General features: G+C 64.2%; 16 protein-coding genes and 1 tRNA gene. 11 read left to right on the top strand and 6 right to left on the bottom strand.

The features are described from left to right. Positions 1-97: 97 nt before the first annotated feature. The 5 genes from JNM03_RS13340 (at position 98) to JNM03_RS13320 (ending at position 5,424) form a co-directional block, all read left to right on the top strand. A complete protein-coding gene (locus tag JNM03_RS13340; RefSeq protein ID WP_294037280.1) occupies positions 98-1,276 on the top strand; it encodes a CaiB/BaiF CoA-transferase family protein in 1,179 nt (392 codons plus the stop codon). A gap of 74 nt (positions 1,277-1,350) precedes the next feature. Beyond that, positions 1,351-2,235: a glutathione-dependent disulfide-bond oxidoreductase gene (gene yghU / locus JNM03_RS13335; RefSeq protein ID WP_294037278.1), complete on the top strand. Its 885-nt coding sequence runs from the start codon at positions 1,351-1,353 to the stop codon at positions 2,233-2,235. Between the two features lie 159 nt (positions 2,236-2,394). After that, positions 2,395-2,817 carry a TadE/TadG family type IV pilus assembly protein gene (locus JNM03_RS13330; protein WP_294037277.1) on the top strand — a complete coding sequence of 141 codons (423 nt, stop codon included), beginning with the start codon at positions 2,395-2,397 and terminating at the stop codon, positions 2,815-2,817. A 1-nt stretch (position 2,818) separates the two neighbouring features. Then, the gene (locus JNM03_RS13325) at positions 2,819-4,453 is read left to right on the top strand and encodes a TadG family pilus assembly protein (RefSeq protein ID WP_294037276.1); all 1,635 of its coding nucleotides are present in this window, start codon (positions 2,819-2,821) and stop codon (positions 4,451-4,453) included. Positions 4,454-4,545: 92 nt separating this feature from the next. After that, positions 4,546-5,424 carry a PAS domain-containing protein gene (locus tag JNM03_RS13320; RefSeq protein WP_294037275.1) on the top strand — a complete coding sequence of 293 codons (879 nt, stop codon included), beginning with the start codon at positions 4,546-4,548 and terminating at the stop codon, positions 5,422-5,424. Here the strand turns inward: JNM03_RS13320 and JNM03_RS13315 are convergent. Beyond that, positions 5,421-6,497, bottom strand: coding sequence for an MBL fold metallo-hydrolase (locus JNM03_RS13315; protein ID WP_294037274.1), 1,077 nt, complete (start codon positions 6,495-6,497; stop codon positions 5,421-5,423). The genes JNM03_RS13320 and JNM03_RS13315 overlap by 4 nt on opposite strands. A 153-nt stretch (positions 6,498-6,650) precedes the next feature. On the opposite strand from JNM03_RS13315, the gene JNM03_RS13310 reads away from it, so the two are divergent. Both JNM03_RS13310 and JNM03_RS13305 read left to right on the top strand, forming a co-directional pair. Next, the gene (locus JNM03_RS13310; protein WP_294037271.1) at positions 6,651-7,844 is read left to right on the top strand and encodes an acyl-CoA dehydrogenase family protein; all 1,194 of its coding nucleotides are present in this window, start codon (positions 6,651-6,653) and stop codon (positions 7,842-7,844) included. 110 nt (positions 7,845-7,954) lie between these two features. Next, the gene (locus JNM03_RS13305; RefSeq protein ID WP_294037270.1) at positions 7,955-9,094 is read left to right on the top strand and encodes an acyl-CoA dehydrogenase family protein; all 1,140 of its coding nucleotides are present in this window, start codon (positions 7,955-7,957) and stop codon (positions 9,092-9,094) included. 15 nt (positions 9,095-9,109) lie between these two features. Here the strand turns inward: JNM03_RS13305 and JNM03_RS13300 are convergent, their stop codons facing one another. From JNM03_RS13300 to JNM03_RS13285, 4 genes are all read right to left on the bottom strand, one after another. Continuing rightward, positions 9,110-11,575, bottom strand: a complete 2,466-nt coding sequence (locus tag JNM03_RS13300) for a TonB-dependent receptor (protein ID WP_294037269.1) — start codon at positions 11,573-11,575, stop codon at positions 9,110-9,112. 1 nt (position 11,576) lies between these two features. Then, positions 11,577-12,512, bottom strand: coding sequence for a FecR domain-containing protein (locus JNM03_RS13295; protein WP_294037267.1), 936 nt, complete (start codon positions 12,510-12,512; stop codon positions 11,577-11,579). Beyond that, the gene (locus JNM03_RS13290; RefSeq protein WP_294037265.1) at positions 12,505-13,023 is read right to left on the bottom strand and encodes a sigma-70 family RNA polymerase sigma factor; all 519 of its coding nucleotides are present in this window, start codon (positions 13,021-13,023) and stop codon (positions 12,505-12,507) included. Before JNM03_RS13290 ends, JNM03_RS13295 begins: the two co-directional genes overlap by 8 nt. A 259-nt stretch (positions 13,024-13,282) precedes the next feature. Continuing rightward, complete coding sequence (locus JNM03_RS13285; protein WP_294037263.1) at positions 13,283-16,486, bottom strand: autotransporter domain-containing protein; 3,204 nt, start codon at positions 16,484-16,486, stop codon at positions 13,283-13,285. Between the two features lie 179 nt (positions 16,487-16,665). Here JNM03_RS13285 and JNM03_RS13280 point away from each other — a divergent pair, with 179 nt between their 5' ends. Beyond that, complete coding sequence (locus JNM03_RS13280) at positions 16,666-17,382, top strand: 2OG-Fe(II) oxygenase (protein WP_294037261.1); 717 nt, start codon at positions 16,666-16,668, stop codon at positions 17,380-17,382. Position 17,383: 1 nt separating this feature from the next. On the opposite strand, the gene JNM03_RS13275 is transcribed toward JNM03_RS13280, so the two are convergent. Next, positions 17,384-17,473 (bottom strand) — tRNA-Ser (locus JNM03_RS13275). Between the two features lie 225 nt (positions 17,474-17,698). Between JNM03_RS13275 and JNM03_RS13270 the strand changes: the two genes are divergently transcribed. From JNM03_RS13270 to JNM03_RS13260, 3 genes are read left to right on the top strand one after another with little or no spacing between them, the layout of a single operon-like run. Further along, positions 17,699-18,691, top strand: a complete 993-nt coding sequence (locus JNM03_RS13270) for a lytic transglycosylase domain-containing protein (protein WP_294037259.1) — start codon at positions 17,699-17,701, stop codon at positions 18,689-18,691. Next, on the top strand, positions 18,675-19,685 hold the full coding sequence (locus JNM03_RS13265) for a septal ring lytic transglycosylase RlpA family protein (protein ID WP_294037257.1): 1,011 nt from the start codon (positions 18,675-18,677) through the stop codon (positions 19,683-19,685). Before JNM03_RS13270 ends, JNM03_RS13265 begins: the two co-directional genes overlap by 17 nt. Then, positions 19,682-20,659 (top strand): D-alanyl-D-alanine carboxypeptidase family protein, encoded by a 978-nt coding sequence (locus JNM03_RS13260; RefSeq protein WP_367235908.1) that lies wholly within the window; start codon positions 19,682-19,684, stop codon positions 20,657-20,659. Before JNM03_RS13265 ends, JNM03_RS13260 begins: the two co-directional genes overlap by 4 nt. The last annotated feature ends 81 nt before the right edge of the window (positions 20,660-20,740 follow it).

The raw sequence follows: 20,740 nt of genomic DNA, 5'->3' as shown, positions 1-20,740 counted from the left end.
GATCTGGGTGCGCACATGCAAGCGGAGGCTTTCGATGAAGGCGCTGGCGGGGTCGACAAGCGGCTGCTAGCCCGAAGGAAAATGGGAGAAACGAAACGTGCCTTTGACCGGAATTCGCGTCCTCGATTTCGGCCGCTATATCGCCGGCCCCTATCTGGGCGCCTTGTTCGCCGACTATGGTGCCGATGTCATCCGCATCGAAGCGCCAGAGGGAAATGAGGATCGCTTTTCGGTTCCTGTCGTCCCCGATGGATCGGGCGCGATGTTCCTGCAAATGAACCGCGGAAAGCGCGGCCTGACTCTGAAACCCGGTAGCCCGGAGGGCAGGGAAATCGTGCGGCGGCTGGTGTGCACGGCCGACGTCGTCATCGCGAACATGCCCGATGACGCGCTGGAAAAGCTCGGGCTCGATTATCCGACATTGTCCGCCCTCCGTCCCGAAATCATCCTCGTGACGGCGTCAGCCTTCGGCAACGATGGACCGCTCGCGCGACATGTCGGATTCGACGCGGTGGGGCAGGCGATGTCTGGCGCCGTGGTGATTGGCGGCAGCGATGGAACGCCGGCGCGGGCACAGGTCAATTACGTCGATTTCACCACGGCGCTGCACTGCGCCTTTGGCGTCATGCTGGCACTGCGCGAACGCGATCGGACGGGCAGGGGCCAGCGGGTGTCGGGCTCGCTGCTCGGCAGCGCGCTGGCCATCACGAACAGCCTGACGATAGACCATGCGATGAACGACATCGATCGCGGCATGATGGGCAATCGATCCTTCAGCTCGGCACCGACCGATATCTTCGCCACGCGCGACGGGTGGATCATGACGCAGGTCGTGAGCAACCCGATCTTCGCCCGCTGGGCGCGGCTGGTGGGACGTCCCGAATTGATCGACGACCCCCGCTTTGCTTCCGACATCCTGCGCGGCGAAAATGGCGCGGAACTGAGCGCGATCATGGCGGACTGGTGCACGGATCGAACCAATGCGCAGGCGCTTGCCGAACTGGGCGACGGCCGGGTTCCCGCCGGCGCGGTGCTGCGATCGTCAGAGGCATTGTCGCACCCGCAGGTTGCGGCGACGGGACTTGCCGAACCGATGGACTATCCGTCCGCGGCGACGCCGGCTCCCGTCGTGCGCGCGCCGATCACCTTGTCGGCGAGCGCCAAGGTTCCGCTGGCGCCCGCGCCGCAGGTGGGGGAACATGCCGATGCGATCCTCGCCGAGCTTGGTTATGATGCGGCCGCGATTTCGGCTTTGCGCGCTGACAGGATTATTTGACGCCCGCCCGCTGGACGAACCGGTTCGCCACGATTAAGTACCGGTCAGTATACAATTTAGCGCAGGAGTTCGCGATGACCGACCATACCGAATATGTACCGCCCAAAATCTGGGAGTGGGACAAGGAAAGCGGCGGCAGATTCGCGAATATCAACCGCCCGATCGCGGGACCGACTCACGACAAGGACCTGCCGGTCGGCAAGCACCCGCTCCAGCTCTATTCGCTCGGAACGCCGAATGGCGTGAAGGTCACGGTGATGCTGGAAGAACTGCTGGCCGCGGGGCACAGCGGCGCCGAATATGACGCCTGGCTGATCCGCATCAACGAGGGCGACCAGTTTTCCAGCGGCTTCGTCGATGCCAACCCGAACAGCAAGATTCCGGCGCTCGTCGACCGCAGCGGGGCCACGCCGATCCGCGTGTTCGAATCGGGTGCCATCCTGATCCACCTTGCCGAAAAGTTCGGCGCCTTTCTTCCCACCGACCCGGCCCGGCGCGCCGAAACGCTGTCCTGGCTGATGTGGCAGATGGGCAGCGCGCCGTTCCTCGGCGGTGGCTTCGGACATTTCTATGCCTATGCTCCGTTCAAGCAGGAATATCCGATCAACCGCTACGCGATGGAGGTGAAGCGCCAGCTCGACGTCCTCGACCGGCGCTTGGCGGAAAGCGAATATATCGCCGGGTCCGACTACACGATCGCCGACATGGCGATCTGGCCCTGGTACGGCGCCCTCGCCAAGGGCTTGGTCTATGAGGCCGGCGAATTCCTGCAGGTGCAGGATTATAAGCATGTCCAGCGCTGGACCGACCAGCTTGCGACACGTCCGGCGGTGAAGCGCGGCCGCATGGTCAACCGCGTGATGGGCGATCCCGCGAGCCAACTGCATGAACGCCACGATGCGTCGGACTTCGATCTCCGCACACAGGACAAGCTGCAGGTCGAAACGCCTGCCGAATAGTCGGGTTTTGCGAACGCGGCCGCCACTGCCGCCTTAACGGTCGGGCGGCGGTCGCGGGTTTCGGCGGTCGGACGACGCGCCGCGTACATGTAAAATACGAAAAGTCGCTGCCGTCCTCGGTGAGGCCGGCGTTTATCGCCTGACGGCATGCTGGGCAGCATGAAAGCCCCGACCTCCCTTGCACGCTTTGGCCGCAACGAACGCGCGGCCGCGATCGTCGAAATGGCGCTCGTGCTGCCCCTCTTCCTCACGCTCGCGATGGGGATATTGATCTATGGCCAGTATTTCCTCCTCGCGCACAATGTTCAGCAAGCGGCCAACGACGGAGCGCGGGCCGCGATCGTCGGACTCGATGCGGCGGATCGCCGGGCGATCGCCGTTCGCGCGGTCGATCGCAGCATGGCGGGCATCGCGGGGTTCACGCCCTCCACCCGCGCCATATCGGTGACGGAGACCACCGAGGCCGTCACCGTTGCGATCACCTACACCGTGCCTTCGTCGAATATTCTGCGCTCCTCGTTCGTCCCGTCGCCCGGAAACATCATTCGCGCCCGCGCGACGTTCGAACTGCCGGTGGACTGACATGGCCCTCGCAACATTCATCCTGGCGAACCTCGTTCGCGACCGCCGCGCCAGTATCAACGTCGCGACCGCCGCCGCGCTCACCATGCTGATCGGCTCAGCCGCCCTCGCGGTCGATGTCGGGTCCTTCTATCTGGACCGCCGCAAATTGCAGGGCATTGCCGATGCTGCCGCGCTGGCGGCCGCAGACAGGCCGGGTGACGAACGCGCCGCCGCGGCCCGCATCATCGCCGCCAACTGCAGTTGCAATATCGTCATCGCATCGCTCACTCCCGGGACCTATTCGCCAGACCCGACCATCGATGCCGAACGGCGCTTCTCGGCGGGTGGCTGGTCGCCCAATGCTGTCCGCATCCGGCTGACGCGCGATCGGCCGATGTTCTTCGGCCGCTTCCTGACCGGGCGCGACGACACGGTGATCAGTGCGTCGGCGACCGGCGCGCGGCGCGGCTATGCGGCCTTTTCGCTGGGATCGCGCGTCGCGGCGGTCCGTGGCGGTCTGCCCAATGCGCTTCTGTCGAGCCTCACGGGCAGTCAGGTCAACCTGTCGGTGATGGACTATAACGCGCTTGCCAGCACCGACATCGACCTGCTGGCCTTTTCCGATGCCTTACGCAGCGGGATGCACGCCGACGTGCTGACTTTCGGCCAGACGCTCGATACGCAGGCGACGTTGCCACAGGTCCTGTCAGCGCTGTCCAAATCGACAACCGACGGACAGGTGGCGTCGGTCGTTGGCCGGATGGCCGACACCGCCTTGCCGCGCAGCCTGCTCCCGTCGCGCGCGATCGACCTCGGCCCCCGCTCGTCCAGCATACGGATCGACCCGGCAAATCCCGTCAAGGTCAATGCCCTGAGCCTGCTTCGGTCGATGCTTCTGCTCGCCAACGCCGACCGCCAGGTCGATCTGTCTGTCGCAAGCGCCTTACCGGGTGGATCGGGTGTCAATGTCGCGCTGCTCATTGGTGACCCGCCGGCCGATTCACCGTTGATCGCGGTCACGGACGATCGACAGGTGATCGTCCGCACGGCGCAGGTGCGACTGAAGCTGGAAACCAGAGTTGCGACGCCCCTCGCCAGCGTGGAGATTCCTGTCTTTGCGGAGCTGGGATCGGCGTCGGCGCGGATCACCGATATCGATTGCCAGGCGGGCAATGGAAGCGCGGTGACGCTGGGCATCACGACGTCTCCTGCCACGCTCGCGATCGGGAAGGTCGCCGACGCCGACTTTCGCGATATGCGCCGTCCGATCGATCCGGCGCCTGCGAAGCTCTTGAAGCTGCCGCTCGCCAGTATCGACGGGACGGCCGAGCTGACGCTCTCGGACCTTGACCAAAAGCCGGCGGGCTTCTCGCGCGACGAAATCGAACGCGGAACGGTAAAGACGGTCGAAAGCAGCGGACTGGTCGCAGGGGCCGCGAAATCGCTGGCCGACAGGGTCGAACTGAAGGCGACCGTTCTGGGTGTCGGGCTGAACGCAAAGGCGTTGACGGCGCTGGTCGGCGATGCGCTCGGGCTCGCGGCTCCGGTGCTCGACGATGTGCTGGAAAGCGTGACGAGTACGCTCGGCGTCCACATCGGTGAAGCCGACGCGCGGGTGAACGCGCTGCGTTGCGGTAGGGCCAAGCTCGTCTGACGTTCCGGATTGACGCCGTTGCGGACGCAATTCGCGGCCAGCAGCGACCGACGCCCCCCAATAAGGTGGACGGTGAAAATGGGGAGGCACGAGTGGCGACGACACCGGACCCGCAGCGCGTATCGGCTGCAGACTTCATTCGCGGTTTTGCAAACTGGCGCCTGCAGGCGGCGCGCAAGCCCGTGGTGGTAACCCACCATGGCAAGGATGCCCATGTCCTGATCTCGCTCGATGATTATCGCCGTCTCGACGGCGAGACGGGGCAGGCCGATCGGTTGCAGGCATCATTTCCCGGCGTTGTGGAGGCCATGGGCGACGGCGTGATCCTCGTCGACCGCGACTGGCGGATCGCCGCCCTCAATCCGGCGGCCGGGAACCTGATCGAACGGCCGGTCGCGGACCTGATCGGACAACATCTTGCGGACGCGCTGACTGGCCTGCAGGGTAGCCTGCTGCTCAGTCACATCCATCGCATGCTCGATCATCGCGAGCGCTTCTGCGGGGACGTGCCCGGCTTGTTGCGGCCGCTCCAATGGACCCGGGTCGACCTGGTGCCGCTGCCGGTGGGTGGCGCTTTGATCATCCGCGACGTGAGCGCCGCGATGGAGGCGATCGGCGCGAACGACAACCGACAGGCCTTGGCCGCCGCGATCGAAGCGCAAGGCGGGATCGGCCATGCCTGCCTCTCGGTTCGCGAGACGATCGAGGATGCGAACGACGTGCTGACCGCGCTCGTCGGGGTCGATGCGGCGGCAATCCGGCGCGTGCGATTCTCCGCGCTGCTTGCGATCGGCGAACGGGCGGCTTTCGGCGATGCGCTGGAAGACGTCTTCGGCGGCGGGGGACCGCGGCGGCTCGTCTCGACCATGGTGACGCGCGACGGGACGCTCGTTCCGGTTGTCCTGTCGCTTGCGGAACGGCGTGGTACCTACGCCAGCGCAGGCGCCGTGGTCGTCGTGACGCGCGCCTAAAACCAGTTTCCCCGCGTGATATCCGTGCCGCCTGCGGGCAGCGAATAGCTGTCGCCATCTTCTCCGACGACGATCGGCCCGTCGAACTTGCCGCTGGCATCGCCCAGAAAAGCACCGTCCAGATAACGCATCGGATAAGGCGGCACGATGTGGCTCAGCACCAGCATCTTTACGCCCGCAATCTGCGCGCTGGCCGCCGCTTGCGCCGGGCTGGCATGATAATCGAGGATATCATGCATGATCTGCGCGGTCTGTGGGCGGCCTGCGGCTTTCAGTCTGTCCGCCAGCGTCCTGACCATTTCAGGCTGGAGCGCCTCATGAATCAGCAGGTCCGCGCCTTTCGATACGGTTTCGACCATTTTGGACGGGCCGGTGTCGCCACTGATCACGACGCTCCGTCCCTTGTAATCGAAGCGATAGCCGACGGCCGGCTGCACCGGACGGTGATCGACCGGGAAGGCGGTAATCGTCAGGCCGCCGGCCTCGTAAACGATGGTCGGCTTGTCGGGCGTGGCAAAGGGCATCGCCGCCGCGCCGGCGGCTTCGGGCGGCGTGATCGCCGGACCGTGATGCGCGGTTCGATATCCATGGTCGGCGGCGTAAGCGGCGTCGAACCCGGCGACGACCGCTTCGACGCCGGTGGGACCATAGACGGGCAGGGGAGCGGTGTTGCCGCTGCCCGTCCAGCGGAGCAGCATCATCGGGCCAAGACCATCGATATGATCCGAATGATAGTGCGTCAGGAACAGCGCGCGGATCTTTCCGTTGGGAAGGCCCATCAAGGCGATGTTCCGCGCCCCGCCTTCGCCCGCATCGACAACGAACATCGCCTTGCCCGCGATCACGACCGTACAGGCGCCCGCGCGGTCGCGGTTCGGAAGCGGCGATCCGGTGCCGCAAAGGCCGACATGCAATCCGTCGGGAAGGGCCGCGAGATTGTCGCGCCCCGCGCCCCGCTCGACGCCGCGCTGGAACAGCCACATCCCGATCTGGCATTGAAACAGCATCGCCGCGCCACCCGACAGCGCGATCAGCAACAGCAGCACCGTCAGCGCCCGAAAGCCCTTCCTCATCGACCCCTCCCGCAATGTCTTCTTGCGTCGTGCGGCTAGACAAGCCGCTGTCCCCGGCGCAATCTTGCCACAATGGGTTGCGGCTCGCAACTTACCTTTACGTAAACGTGAGCGCCTCGTATAAGGGCGCCATAGCCCTGTGGGAGAATCAGAATGGACATGGAATTCAGCCCGGAAGACCTCGCCTTCCAGAAGGAAGTGCGCGACTTCATCGCCGAAAACTACCCTGCCGAACTGCGTGGTAAACAGGACGAAGGCGAAGAAATGTCCAAAGAGGACTTCCTCGCCTGGCACAAGGTCCTGTACAACAAGGGGTGGGTCGCCCCCGCATGGCCGGTCGAATATGGCGGCACCGGCTGGACGCCGACGCAGCGCTTCATCTTTTCCGAAGAAACCGCCCGCGCCGACTGCGTCCGGCTGATGCCCTTTGGCCTCGCGATGGTCGGGCCCGTCATCTACACGTTCGGCACGCCCGAACAGAAGGCCTATTTCCTGCCGCGCATCCTGTCAGGCGAGGATTGGTGGTGTCAGGGCTATTCGGAGCCGGGATCGGGATCCGATCTTGCCTCGCTGCGCACGGCCGCGATTCCCGATGGCGACGATTACATCGTCAACGGACAGAAAACCTGGACGACGATGGCGCAATATGCCGATTGGGGCTTTTTCCTCGTCCGAACGGACAAGGATGCAAAGCAGCAGGAGGGCATCAGCTTCCTGCTCATCGACATGAAGTCACCCGGCATAACGGTCCGCCCGATCATCACCCTCGGCGGCGAGCATGAGGTCAACGAAGTGTGGCTGGAGGATGTCCGCGTTCCCCAATCGCAGCGCGTTTACGACGAGAACAAGGGCTGGACCTGTGCCAAATTCCTCCTCGCCCACGAACGCACCGGCATTGCCGGCGTCGCGGCATCGAAGCGCGGCGTCGAGAAAGTGAAGGCGATCGCCCGCACCGAGCTCGACGGCGACAAGTCGCTGCTGTCGAACCCCTTCTTCAAGCGCAAGATCGCCGAGCTCGAAGTCGATCTGACCGCGCTCGAATTCACCGAACTGCGCAGTCTTGCGGGACCGAACGCCGGAAGGGGACCCGGGCCGGAATCGAGCTTGCTCAAGATCAAGGGATCCGAAATCCAGCAACGCCTCACCGAGCTGTCGCTGGAAGCGGTCGGCCATTATGGCGCACCCTATTTCCGTGGTTTCGGAGAGGGCGATAACGAACATCCGATCGGGCCCGATTATGCTCATCGGGCCGCCCCGAGCTATTTCAACATGCGCAAGACCACGATCTATGGCGGGTCGAACGAGATCCAGCGCAACATCATCGCGAAGATGGTGCTCGGACTCTGATCGAATAATCGATGTCATTCCGGCGCAGGCCGGAATCTCGACCTGTCGCCACGACGCGGCGACGAGATCCCGGCCTTCGCCGGGATGACGGTGACATAAAGGATAAGATAGTGGATTTCACCTACACCGAAACGCAGGACATGATCCGCGATACGCTGTCGCGTTTCCTTGCGGACACGTACGACTTCGAAACGCGCCAGAAGTTCATCAATAGCGATAGCGGCCGCGATCCGGCGATCTGGACGACGCTGGCGCAGGAACTCGGCATGCTTGGCGCGGCCTTTTCCGAAGAGCATGGTGGCCTTGGCGGCGGCGCGCTCGAAAATGCCATCGTGATGGAAGAACTTGGCAAGGTCCTGGGCATCGAGCCCTATCTTCCCACCGTCGTCATTGCTGGCGGCGCCCTGAAAGCCGTCGGCGGCGCGCAGGCGGATGCGGTGATTCCAGAGATCATCGCGGGCAACGCCATCATTGCCTTCGCTTACGCCGAGCCGCAGGGCCGCTATGACCTCGCGAACCTGCGCACCACCGCAAGAAAGGACGGCGCGGGTTATGTGCTGAACGGCCACAAGGGCGTCGTCTACGCCGCTCCCTGGGCGACGCATCTGCTGGTGACGGCCCGCACCGGCGGCGCCCAGCGCGACAGGGATGGCGTATCCCTGTTCCTGATCGACGCGAACCTGCCCGGGATCGTCCGCCGCGATTATCCCACCGTGGACGGTAGCCGCGCCTCCGAAATCTATTTTGAGAATGTCGCGATTCCCGGCGACGCACTACTCGGCGGCGAAGGCGATGGCCTGGCGCTGGTCGAGCAGATCGTCGACGAGGCGACCGTGGCAATCTGCGCCGAGGCGACCGGCGTGATGCAGAAGCTGCACGAAGGAACGCTGGAATATACCCAGCAGCGCAAGCAGTTCGGCGTGCCGATCGCCAAGTTCCAGGTGCTGCAACACCGCATGGTCGACATGTTCATGGAGGTCGAGCAGGCCCGATCGATGACGATCATGGGAACGCTGAAACTCAGCCTTCCCGCAAACGAGCGCATGGCCGCGGTTTCGGCCGCCAAGAACAAGGTTGCGCGCGGCGCAAACTTCGTCGGACAAAACGCGATCCAGACACACGGCGGCATCGGCATCACGCAGGAACTGGCGATCGGCCACTATTTCAAGCGCGCGACGATGATCGAAGGCCAGTTCGGCAGCGCGGACTATCACATGGACCGCTATGAACGGATCACGCTGGCCGATTGAGGGGAGTCCGTCGGCTCAATAGCTGACGTCGACGGCGATCCTGATCGTGCGAGGGCGGAGCGGCGTCATGTAACCCGCGCCGCCCTCCACGAACGGCGTACCGAGCGCGAAGCGGTTCCCGCGCGCGTCGAACAGGTTGGTGAGCGTCAGCGAAAGCCCGCGATGCTCGGTGCCGAGTCGCATTGCCAGCCCGGTATCGACATAGTCGCCTTGCCCTTCGCCCAGCACGGGACCGATGCCGAGCCGTGACGGTCCGACATAATTCGCCCAGCCATTCAGGCGCAGTTCGGCGCTGTCCCCAACCGGGGAAACATAGGTCACGGAGCCACGTACCGCATGGCTCGCGACATTGGGGATACGGCCCAACCGTGCGGGCGTCGCGGCAAAGACCGGCAATATCTGCGCCGAAAGTTCATCGACACGGCTGTGGTTATAGACGGCTCCCAGATCGAAGGAGAGTGCGGGGATCGGGCGGAAAGCGATCGCGCCTGACAGGCTCATGATCCGGCCGTTGCCAATATTGGCGGTTGTCGGAAAACCGTTCGCATCGATGAAGTCGGCCTGAATATCGCGCCAGCGTGTACGAGAGAGCGATAGCGTGGCATCGAATGGGGTGCGTCCCTTCTCCCCGAAGCGGACGCCGCCCTCCCAAGTCCGCACCTGATCATTGCGAAAGCGGCGGACGAAATTGCCGTCCACCGCCAGCCCGCCGGGACGAAAGCCTTCCTGATATCGAGCGTAGATTCTGACGTTGTCGACCGGCATCGCGAGTACCGAAATCGACGGAAGCAGGTCGGTTTCACGCCGCGTTGCCGTGGTTCCCCGACCGGCAAGCGACGCAGCCAGCGAAACGCCCTCGGCTTCGCCGCCGAGCTTGGCATGCGACAGACGAACCCCGCCGGAGACCATGACATCGGGAATCACCTCCGCCGTCGCCTCGGCATAGCCGGTGAACTCGGTGATGCGGTTGGTCACGCCGGGCAACACGGCCCGCAGCCCCAGAAGACGAAAATCGCGTTGCTGCCGCGTCCGATTGTCCACGAAGCTGGTTCCGATCACCCAGCCAAGCCCGTTCTGATAGGGGCGCGACAGGCGGTTTTCGCTCACCATCATGCGCGTCGCATTGTGCTGGTCGAGAACGCGCGGCTGCGTGATCGCCGGATTGACGATAGTCGGCGCGAAGATCCGGGCGACATCGACCGTACGAATCGCTCCGTCGGACAGGCTGGCATCGAAGCGCTCGGAAAGTCGGTGATCGACAAGGGCGTTCGACGACTGGAAATGGAGCGTGCTCCAATCCTTGACGACAACCAGCGTGGCAAGGCCATACCGTGCCTTGGCGTTTTGCTGCACCATCGAGTTGCGGGTCAGTGGCGGCGCGTTCTTATCGGCATATTGGGCGTCGTCCGACGTGATGGCCTGGTAGACGCCGCCAAGATCGACCGTCCAGTCGTCGCCCGCCTCAAACCGAAAGCTGGCGCGACTACCCCGCACATGAACGCGATTGACGTCGTTCTGGCCCAGTATCGGATTGTCGATGTAGCCGCCGTCGGTCAGCATATATCCGACGAGGCGCAGGGCATGCCCGCCGGTTCCCACGGGCAGATTGACTATGCCGGCAATATCGCCGCCGGGATCGCCGTGCTGCGTCGCTGAAGCGCCGGCGATGACCTGGAGCTTCATCTCGCGCGGGTCGGGCGCCTTTGGCACCGAGCGAATGATTCCACCCAGTGAACCGGCGCCATAGAGCGTGCCTTGAGGTCCCTCGAGAATCTCGACGCTGTCGATGTCATAAAGGCGCAGATCGGGGTCGGGTGCATTATAGGTAAGGCGAACATCGCCAAGATACTGCCCCACGGTCGCCTGCGTCGGGCCAGTAAAACTTGAATCGGCGATCCCGCGGATGAACAGCTTGTTGCGCCCCGACCCGAGATGGGTCGACGAGATGGTCGCCACGCGAGCGAGGATCGAGTCCATCCCGCGCTCGCTGCCGAACGCCAGATCATCGCCGTTCAACTGCGTCGCGACACCAGCGAAGCGCGAATAGGGGAGGTCGGTCTTGGACGCCGTGACGATGATTTCGTCCTGCTCCGCAGCCACCAGATCATAGGAAGGCGCAGGGCTGCGAAGCTGCGATGCCGTGACCGGCGGCGGCGAACGCCGTGCGGCGCGATAGGGCGTCGGCCGGTGTTCGATCCGCCAACTCGTCGGACTCACGCGCACGGCGCGGGCGTCGGTTCCGGCGAGCAACCGCCGTATCGCGGCCTCGATGCTCATCCGGCCTTTCACCGCCTTGGCATCGGCCTGCCAGAGCCGCGCGTCGGAGACACTGATGCTTACGCCCGCCTGACGGCTGAGCTGGGGCAAGCTGGCCGACAGGCTGCCCCGCGGCACATCGAACGTGCGCTCGTCGGCTGCCTGCGCCTGAACTGGCAGCACCAGCAGCAGGAAGGCGAGGGCCGAGGCGTTTGTCCGGTTCATTCTAGCGGGTGAGGAGCCAGCCGCTGCCGCGCCGTTCGACCCGGGTTCCCGACAGGGCCGCCAGATCGGCGATCGTGCGTTCGCGATCCTTGTCGACGATCAGCGCGCCGCGGAAGGACTGGCCGGCGGCCTCGGGCGACACGCGGACATCCATCCCGGCGGTTCGCCTCAGATCCTCGGCAACCGACGCAAGCGAAGCATCGGTGTATACCAGCAGGCCGGTCCGCCAGCCGCCGACATTGGCGATATCGACCGGACGAACGTTTGGCGGCGTGACGTCACCATCGCGGGTGTCGATCGCCTGGCCTGCGGCGACGCGGACCTTGTCGCGGTGCGGGTTGTACAGCACGACGCCTTCGGACACCGCGACCGACGTCCGGCGTTCACCGCGGACCACGTTGAAGGCAGTGCCGAGGTCGACGATACGGGCGGGACCGGCTTCGACCACGAAAGGGTCGCGGTCGTTATGCACCACATGGAACATGGCCTCGCCGGATTCCAATCGGGCAAAGCGTGGCCGATCCTTGTCGAGCATGATCGCCGAAGCTCCGTTGATCTCGATGCTCGATCCGTCCGCGAGCCGGACCGTACGATGCTCGCCCGCAGCGGTTTCAATGCGGCTGCCATCGACGAACAGGTCAAGGCTGGGCAGCGTGACCGCCGCGACCAGCGCCGCTGCGATCGCGCCCCCGAACCACATGCGGCGTGAAGGGCGGCGCGGCGCGGCGGGATGGGTGGCCAGGGAAGGGGCACTTTCCAAAGGCAGCGCGCCAAGATCCTGATCCAGCACCGCAAGCGCGTCGTAGATATCCGAATGCCGGGGGTTCTCGGCAAGCCAGTCGGCGAAGCCATCCCAGTCCGTGAACGCGGGATCGCGCTGGCGAACGATCCAGTCGATGGCCTGCGCCTCTGCGGCAGTGTTCGGGACATCACGCATCGAACTGCCTCCGGACCATGGCGATTGCCGCATAAACCTTGCGCAGATCGGCCTCCACCGTGCTCAGGCTGACGCCCATCTCACTCGCAATATCGCGTTGCTGGATGCAGTCGATACGGAACCGGCGAAAGATACGGGCAGGGCGCTCCCCGGTCGCCGCAATGGCCCGCTCGACCAACGCAAGTTGTCCCCGCGAGATCAGCACATGCTCGGCCGACGGCGCCTGCACTGCCGTCGTGTCGCTCCACGCCTTGTCGCGGAGCGCACTTTGCCGCGCCGAGCGATAACGATCGAGCATCAGGTTGTTTGCGGCGCGCATGATATAGGGGAGCGGGTCGGCGATCGGGCCCAGCGGACGTTCGGTCAGGCGCATCCACAAATCCTGAAACACATCTTCCGCCGCGTCACCCGCTCCGCGCACCTCGAGGAAACGCACGACACGGCTTCGGTTGGCGAGCAGCACGCCTTCGATGCCTTGCGCGGCGTCGGTTCGATCACTCGCCTCAGTCATGAATTGCTTGCTCTGGAATGCCACAGTCTTCCGGTGCGCGCGCCATTGTCGCGCTCCATTCGGCCCCCTGATCGGGGGGGCATATAGCGGCGAGTCCGATCCATGCAACTGCGGCGACGCTTCACCATCGACCGCGACGGGCCAAATATCTGAAAAGGAACGAACCGGCAGTGGCATTTGTCTCTTTCATCCGGACGGTTGCAAGGGGGAGGCGGGGTAGGGAATGGCCTCCCCCTTGCTGCGCGCCGGCCAAGGGGGGCTACAGGCCGACCCGCAGGCTCGCACGGAACGCCCAGCCGATATGGCTTTGTTGTTCTTCCGCGGACACTTCGCCTGCAATCTGGAAAGCCGAATTGCCGGCGATGCCGCGAAAGCGGCCGACCCAGCCGCTCGTGCGATCGTCGGGAGTGAGAGTGAAGGGGGTGCCGTCCTTGAATGCCGCCGTCGTCACGCCAAGGTTGCCGCTCACGATCTGGCGCCGGCCGCCTTCGAGTTCGAAGCGAGTCCAGCCATCATATTCGTCAGCGCCGCCGAACTGCAGACCGATCGCCATCGTTCCCGACACCGCCAATTCGTCGCTGCTGCGGCCGAGGACGTGGAGGTCGAGCGCGTCGCCGCCGCCGCTCTCCTGATATCCGTCCTCCTTCAGCTTGAAATAGTCGATCGCAACCATCGGGCGCAGGGTAATGCCGCCAAGCTCCGCATCTTTCGCCAGCGACCCCGAAGCCGACCAGAGCGTTGCATCCCATTTGCCCCTCATCGTCTTTTCGATCTCGCCAGCACCGTCCTGCGCGCGGAAGATACGGGTACCCTTCAGGCTTATCGGCGCGCCCGAGACGCGGGCATTGGCCATCCAGCCTTTCGATTCCAGGCGCCAGTGCAGCGCCCCTTCGAACTGGCTCGACGATACTTCGCTTTCGTTGCTGCTGTTGCCGTCCTTGCCGTTGAGAAAGGCCGCCGACACGCCGAAGTTGCCGATGTCGGACTTGATTTCGCCGCCCAGCGAAATGCCCCAGCCGCTGACGTCGTAACCGGCGGTATCGCCGACGCCCTTTGCCGTACCCCATACTGCCTGGTTGACCCAGTAGCGCCATTTGCCCTGATCCTGATACGGCGCGTTGGGATCCTGCAAATAGCGCGCGAGCGCCCGTGACCCTGAAGTGACCGTTTCGAAAACGCCGCCTTCATGCTCCGGGAGCATCTGTCCAAGCTGATTGCGGAACCGTTCGCCGTCGGTGATGCCAAGGAACACGTCTTCGACCTTCTGATCGGCGGACACGGCATCGATGACCGCATTGAAAGCGCTCGCCTCCGAACGGTTGAGGCCAAGATCAGCGGTGCTCTTGCGCGTTACATTGACAAGCACCTGATTGGCGGTCGAACTCAACGTGCCCTTGTAAAGAAAGGGGAGCAGCGTCGAGCTGGCAACGAGGTTGTTCGCGCCCGTCAATGTCCCCGCGGTAAGGACGACATGGCTGCCCTCGGCGCTTTCGATATCCTTGATCTTCAGGATCAGCCTGGACTCCGCGCCGAAGCTCGCATTGCCCGACACATTGAGGGCGGTGCCGTCAGCGCTCTTGTCGAGCAGAACCGCAAGTGCTCCCTTGTTGGTCACTGCCAATGACGAAATCGCTGTCGCGCCGCTCACATCGAACGTGCCGCCATCAACCGAAACGGCCAGTCCTTGCGCGTTCAGCAATTTGCCGGAGAAGCGCGAGGATCCTGCGATCGTGAGCGTGTCGCCGCCGCTGCCAAAATCGGCGGTGCCGCTGAACACCGACGTGCCGGCGAGCGCCAGGGTGTCGCTGCCTGCGCCAAAGCCGGCGAAACCCGCATAGGTTGCATCGCCCGACAACGACAGGCGGTTGTCGCCCGCTCCGAAATAGCCGCTCCCCTTCACCGACCCGTCGGCGATGTCGAACAGGTCGCTGCCGCCGCCAAAGCGGACGTCGCCGACGATGCTCGGGGCGGCGATACCTGTAGCGACTGCCGTCTGTTTGACCGTCGTTCCCAGATTGTTCGCGGACAGGTCGATCGCGATATTACGGTCCGACGTGCCCAACGCGCCACTCGCGCTGATGGTCCCGCTGTTCTCGACTGTGGAAACGCTGCCCGACAGATCGACGATGGCGCGCGCCGTACCATTGTCACCGCCAGCCTTCGCCGTGATGGCGCCGCTGTTGCGGATCAGGGGAAGGGTACCGCCGGCTTCGACGAGGATTCCCGTGGTGATCGCGGTCGCGGTGCTGCCCCCCGCCGCGTCGATCTTGCCTGCAACGCGAATCTCCGGGGTGCTCGTCCCCGCGCCGACGCGAATCGCCGTCGCCGATGCGCCGTTCGAGGTCGCCGACACGCTGCCACTGACACCGACACCGCCTGCAATCGTCACGTTCCCGCCCATGCCGCCGAACTGAATGGCTGCCGCATCCTTCCCCGCGTACACGCCATTTCCGGTTATCGAGCCCTCGACGATCAGGCCAAGCCCGGTGCCGGTTCCCGCGACCGGACCGACATTGATATCCTGCGTTGCGGAACCGATCCGGAGCGCCGGGGCCGATCCGAACGAACGGATGGCACCACTGCCTTCCTTGTCGTCGTCGATCCCGTCCTTGTCTTCATCCTTGTCTTCAGGCTTCGTATCCTTCGGCGGAATGGCGACGACGATGCCGCCGGTCACATTCCCTTCGATCGAGAGCGCGGGGCCGCCGATGAGCAGGTCGTCGGCGTCGAGCTTCGAAGGATCGCTCGGCGCCGTGGTAAAACGATAGCCGGATGCGGTGAGGGTTCCCTGAACGACGAGCGCGCCGGTCAGGTTGCCGGCGAGACGCGCGGCGGTAGCGTTCTCGCCGATTGCGGTGATGGTGCCGGCCAGACGCACGTTGCCGGTGACATTCTGCAACCCGACGCCCAGCGCGTTTGTGCCCAGTACCGAGACGGTGCCATTATTCGCAAAATCGCCCGTCAGCGGGCCGCCGAGGCGTATGCCTGCCGAATTGTTACCTTCGACGGTGATCTCGCCATTGTTGACGATCGCTCCGGTGAACACCCCGCCGGTGGCCATGCCGGTGCGGCCGGTGCCAACCGCGAACGGGCCGTCGATGTCGCCGTCATTGTCGATATCGGTCGGGGCGTAGCTTTCATCGACGATGATCTTCGCGCCGGCGGCGTTCGTGATGCCGCCAACCGCGCCGGCGTTCGCGAAAATGCCGGTGGCGCCGTCCGCGTTGGTGATCTGGATGACGCCTTCGTTGGCGACCTTGTTGTTGCTGTCGATCGTAACCGCTGTTCCGGCATTCGGCTTGACCGACCCCGCCGACGTGATCCTGATGTCGTCGGGAGCGCCCGTTTTGACCGTCGACGTGCGGACGGGGACCGTTGTCGTCGTCGTGATGGTGGTCTCGGCGCGAACAGGCGCCCAAATGATCGCGGCCAGACAGGTCGACGCCAGCAAAGTCTTGCGCATGAATTTCCCTTTTAGATCTCACCGGGCGTTGGCCCGGAACCGACCACAAGACGGAGCCTTGTCGAACGAACCTTGGGAAAATTTCGAACCGCGCCGCTTTGGCCGCAAGAAACGGAGCGCGGACGCCGGAGAAGGGCGACTAGGAAAGAAATCACAACGCGATTTCAAAGGTCCCCGCCATGCTCTCCGCCAAGGTCGATGCCCGTGTCATGACGCTTGATCGGAAGGCGTTGGCGACGGATATTGCGCGGCAGGGCTGGCACGTCGTCCCGGAGCTGCTGACAAGCGGAGATTGCGCCGCTCTCCGCGCCAATTATGATCATGATCCACTCTATCGCAGTACCGTGGCCATGCAGCGGCATGGGTTTGGCCGCGGCGAGTATCGCTATTTTGCGTACCCGCTACCGTCGCCCATCGCGGCGCTGCGTGCAGCCTTCTATTCGCCCCTGGCGCAGCTCGCGAACGAATGGGCCGCGCTGCTTGGTCGATCGCAGTTATATCCCGTCGATCACGCCACTTATCTTGCACAATGTGCCCTTGCCGGACAGTCGCGACCGACGCCGCTGATCCTCCGCTATCGGGCGGGGGACCATAACTGCCTGCATCAGGATCTGTACGGCGCAGAGCATTTCCCGTTCCAGCTCGCCATCCTGCTTTCCCGCCCTGGCGATGACTTCGAAGGCGGCGAGTTTGTAATCACCGAACAGCGGCCGCGCATGCAGTCACGCCCGCATGTCGTTCCGCTGAAGCAGGGCGATGCGGTGATCTTCGCCGTCAACGACGCGCCACGCGCCGGGACGCGCGGCACATACCGCGTCAAGCTTCGTCACGGCGTCAGCGAAGTCCGCAACGGTGAACGCTTGACGCTGGGCGTGATCTTTCACGACGCCGGGTGAGTGGCGGACAGGGTGGGATTCGAACCCACGGTGAGCTTGCACCCACGGCGGTTTTCAAGACCGCTGCCTTAAACCACTCGGCCACCTGTCCGCTGCCGCCGCCATAGCGCGGGCGCGCGGTGCAGCAAGCGAAACCTGCCCGACTCGATCCGCCGCAGATATGACTCGGCCCATCCCGCCGCCGGATCGCCGGGGGGTGCCAAGGCGCGTGCATCTGTGTCAGACAATCCGTATGGGGTGGGACATGATGCACGCTAGAGGTTTCAGAATCGGCCGTCTTTTGGGTTATGCCGGAGTGCTCTTGTCCGCGTGGACGATGGCCGCGTCTGCCCCTCTCCATGCTCAAAGCAGCGATTCGGGGTTTGACGCCTATGTCCAGTCGCTGTGGCCGAAAGCACAGGCACGCGGCGTGTCGCGCGCCACTTTTGACCGGGTGACGTCGGGTCTCCGCTATAATGCGCGGGTTGTTGCTCTCGACCGCGACAATCTGGGGGCACCGCCCAGCGCCGACACGCCCATTCCCAATTTCGCACCGTACAAGGCGAAGCATGTCGACGCCTCGCGCATCAACGGCGGCCGCCGCGTTCACGACCGGCTGTTGCCGCTGCTGTCACGCATAGAACAGCGCACGGGCGTGCCGACGAGCATCATGATCGCGATCTTCGGACACGAAACGGCCTATGGCGCGGTCACAGGGAATTTCGACCTGCCCGAAGCGCTCGCGACTCTCGCCTATGAAGGCCGCCGTCGCAGCCTGTTCGAACCAGAATTTCTCGCGACGCTCGAGATGGTGCAAAAGGGGGTGCCGCGCGAGGTGCTGAAGGGCAGTTGGGCGGGCGCCTTCGGCTATCCCCAATTCCTGCCTTCGGTCTATCTGCAGGTCGCCGAAGACGGCGACGGCGACGGCGTTGCGCGCATCTGGTCGAGCGAAGCCGATGCGATAGAATCGATCGGCGCCTATCTGCGCCGCGCGGGTTGGCGGGCCGGTCAGCCATGGGGCGTCGCGGTACAGGTGCCCGCGGGATATAATCGTACGGCGATGGCCAGCCGCCTTCAGCCAACGCGATGCCCGCGCGTATTCGCCCGCTATAGTCGATGGCGCAGCATGGCCGAATGGCGGGCCGACGGGTTCCAGCCATTGAACGGCCGTTGGCCCGACGGACAGGTGCAGGCGACGTTGCTGGAGCCCGATGGGCCGGGAAAGACCGCTTATTTGCTGACCGGTAACTATCGTGCGATATTGGACTATAATTGTTCCAATTTTTACGCACTTTCTGTGGGGTTGCTGGCGGATGAAATCGATCGTTAGAGGCGGGGGCCTGGTCATCGGAGCGGCGCTGCTGCTTGGCGGATGCGGAAGTTTTGGCGGCAAGGGCGAAAATGGCCCGGCATCGAGTGCGGCGCCCGCCCCGACAAGCGATCTGGCCGTGGACACGCATCCCAAGCTGGGCGACCCCTATGCGATAGGCGGCGTCACCTACACACCCGCCGATGTCGCCGATTACGACGACGTCGGCTATGCGAGCTGGTATGGCGACGAACTGGCCGGAAAGCCCACCGCCAATGGCGAAACCTTCAATCCCGACGCAATCAGCGCGGCGCACCGGACGCTCCCGTTACCAAGCTACGTCGAAGTCACCGCGCTGGATACCGGACGCACGATTCTCGTCCGGATCAACGATCGGGGGCCGATGGCCGGCAACCGGCTGATCGACCTGTCGCGTGCGGCGGCTCAGCAACTCGGCATTGCCGACGGCCCCGCCGCCGTGCGTGTTCGCCGCACAAATCCGCCGATGGCCGAACGCGCACAACTTCGCGCCGGAAAGCCTGTTCCGGAGCGGATCGCAACGCCTGATTCTCTGCTAGCTATACTTCGTAATAAGTTGAAATCCGTTTCCATTTCAGGGGGCGCCGTAGATGCCACACCCGTCGCCGCCCAGCCCGCTCCACCCGTTGCTTCCGGCGCCGCCAAGCCCGGTGACGACCGCATGGCGGTAGGAGATGGCAAACCGGCTCCCAAGAAGCCCGAGGCCAAACCCGCGCCAGCCAAGCCCGCGCCTGCGACCAAAGCGGCCGCAAAGCCAGCCCAAGCGGCTGGACCATATGTCGTCCAGGTTGGCGCGTTCAGCAGCGAGACCAATGCGAGCGGCGCGGCCAAATCTGTCGGCGGCAGTGTCGTGAAGACCGGGAAGCTGTGGCGGGTCCGCATGGGGCCCTTCGCGACCGACGGAGATGCCAAGGCTGCGCTCGACAAGGCGAAGGCAAAGGGATTCCGCGACGCGGCGGTCGTTCGCGATCGATGACAAAGCGTGCGGGCATGACCGGTGGTCGAACCGCTCGCGCGACATTCGCTGCCATCTTCATGCTCTGCGCCTTGTCCGCCACGACGGCCGGGTCCGCAACACCAAAAGATCCACCTGCCGTTCGCACGCCCTACGTCACGCAAGCCCCGATCGTGATGCTGAAAGACATAGGCTCCGGGCAGATCCTGTTTTCGCGCGGAGCCGACAAGCGCTTCGCACCGGCGTCGATGGCAAAGGTGATGACCGCTTATGTCGTGCTCGACCTGATCAAGAAGGGTCAGCTTTCGCGTGAAACACTCTTCACCGTCGATGAAGCGACGTGGAAAAGATGGAGTACGCGCCCGGCTGGATCGTCGATGTTCCTGCGCGCCGGCGAGAAGATATCAGTCGACGACCTCCTCAAGGGCCTGATTACGGTCTCCGGAAACGATGCCGCTTCGGTTCTGGCGGTCGGTATCGATGGAAGTGAAAATTCTTTTGTCAATCGAATGAATGCAGTAGCTTCCAAGATTGGAATGGCATCGAGTAATTTCGGAACGCCGAGCGGATGGCCGGATGGCGGTGTCACCAAGGTCAGCGCCGGCGACCTGATCGTCCTCGCGGACCGGTTGATTCGCGACCATCCCGATGGTTACGCCCGATACTTCTCGATCCCGACGCTTCGCCACGGGCTTTCTCCCGACGGCAAGCCGATCGTTCAGTCGAACCGCAACCCGATTCTTGGCCGTTTCGCCGGAGCCGACGGGCTCAAGACCGGGCACACATCCGAAGCCGGATATTGTTTCCTCGGGTCGGCGAAGCGCGACGGACGACGGCTCGTCATGGTCGTCGCCGGCTTGCCGAGCGACAAGGCGCGCCGCGAAGAGGCCGAGCGGCTGATGTCCTGGGGTTTCGAACAACGGGCCCCAATGGCCGCGGCCCAAACCAACCGCGGCAACCCATCGAAGGGCAGGAAGTCAGCCGCCACCCCTTGATGACAAACCCGGCGCGGGCCGCTACCGCCGACATATGCAGGGTAATCCTTTTCCTTCTTTGCTGTCTCTCCGGCGGATCGC

Origin of the sequence: Sphingopyxis sp., assembly GCF_016793825.1 — a bacterium.
Classification (GTDB): Bacteria; Pseudomonadota; Alphaproteobacteria; order Sphingomonadales; family Sphingomonadaceae; genus Sphingopyxis.
The sequence above is the reverse complement of the archived record's forward strand: the minus strand, read 5'-3'. Positions and strand labels throughout refer to the sequence as shown.

Bases quoted from the DNA above. Each gene is read 5' to 3' on its own strand.
- yghU (WP_294037278.1), top strand. From the start codon at position 1,351: ATGACCGACCATACCGAATATGTACCGCCCAAAATCTGGGAGTGGGAC.
- JNM03_RS13330 (WP_294037277.1), top strand. From the start codon at position 2,395: ATGAAAGCCCCGACCTCCCTTGCACGCTTTGGCCGCAACGAACGCGCG.
- JNM03_RS13325 (WP_294037276.1), top strand. From the start codon at position 2,819: ATGGCCCTCGCAACATTCATCCTGGCGAACCTCGTTCGCGACCGCCGC.
- JNM03_RS13315 (WP_294037274.1), bottom strand. From the start codon at position 6,497: ATGAGGAAGGGCTTTCGGGCGCTGACGGTGCTGCTGTTGCTGATCGCG.
- JNM03_RS13310 (WP_294037271.1), top strand. From the start codon at position 6,651: ATGGACATGGAATTCAGCCCGGAAGACCTCGCCTTCCAGAAGGAAGTG.
- JNM03_RS13300 (WP_294037269.1), bottom strand. From the start codon at position 11,575: ATGAACCGGACAAACGCCTCGGCCCTCGCCTTCCTGCTGCTGGTGCTG.
- JNM03_RS13295 (WP_294037267.1), bottom strand. From the start codon at position 12,512: ATGCGTGATGTCCCGAACACTGCCGCAGAGGCGCAGGCCATCGACTGG.
- JNM03_RS13290 (WP_294037265.1), bottom strand. From the start codon at position 13,023: ATGACTGAGGCGAGTGATCGAACCGACGCCGCGCAAGGCATCGAAGGC.
- JNM03_RS13285 (WP_294037263.1), bottom strand. From the start codon at position 16,486: ATGCGCAAGACTTTGCTGGCGTCGACCTGTCTGGCCGCGATCATTTGG.
- JNM03_RS13280 (WP_294037261.1), top strand. From the start codon at position 16,666: ATGCTCTCCGCCAAGGTCGATGCCCGTGTCATGACGCTTGATCGGAAG.
- JNM03_RS13270 (WP_294037259.1), top strand. From the start codon at position 17,699: ATGGCCGCGTCTGCCCCTCTCCATGCTCAAAGCAGCGATTCGGGGTTT.
- JNM03_RS13265 (WP_294037257.1), top strand. From the start codon at position 18,675: ATGAAATCGATCGTTAGAGGCGGGGGCCTGGTCATCGGAGCGGCGCTG.
- JNM03_RS13260 (WP_367235908.1), top strand. From the start codon at position 19,682: ATGACAAAGCGTGCGGGCATGACCGGTGGTCGAACCGCTCGCGCGACA.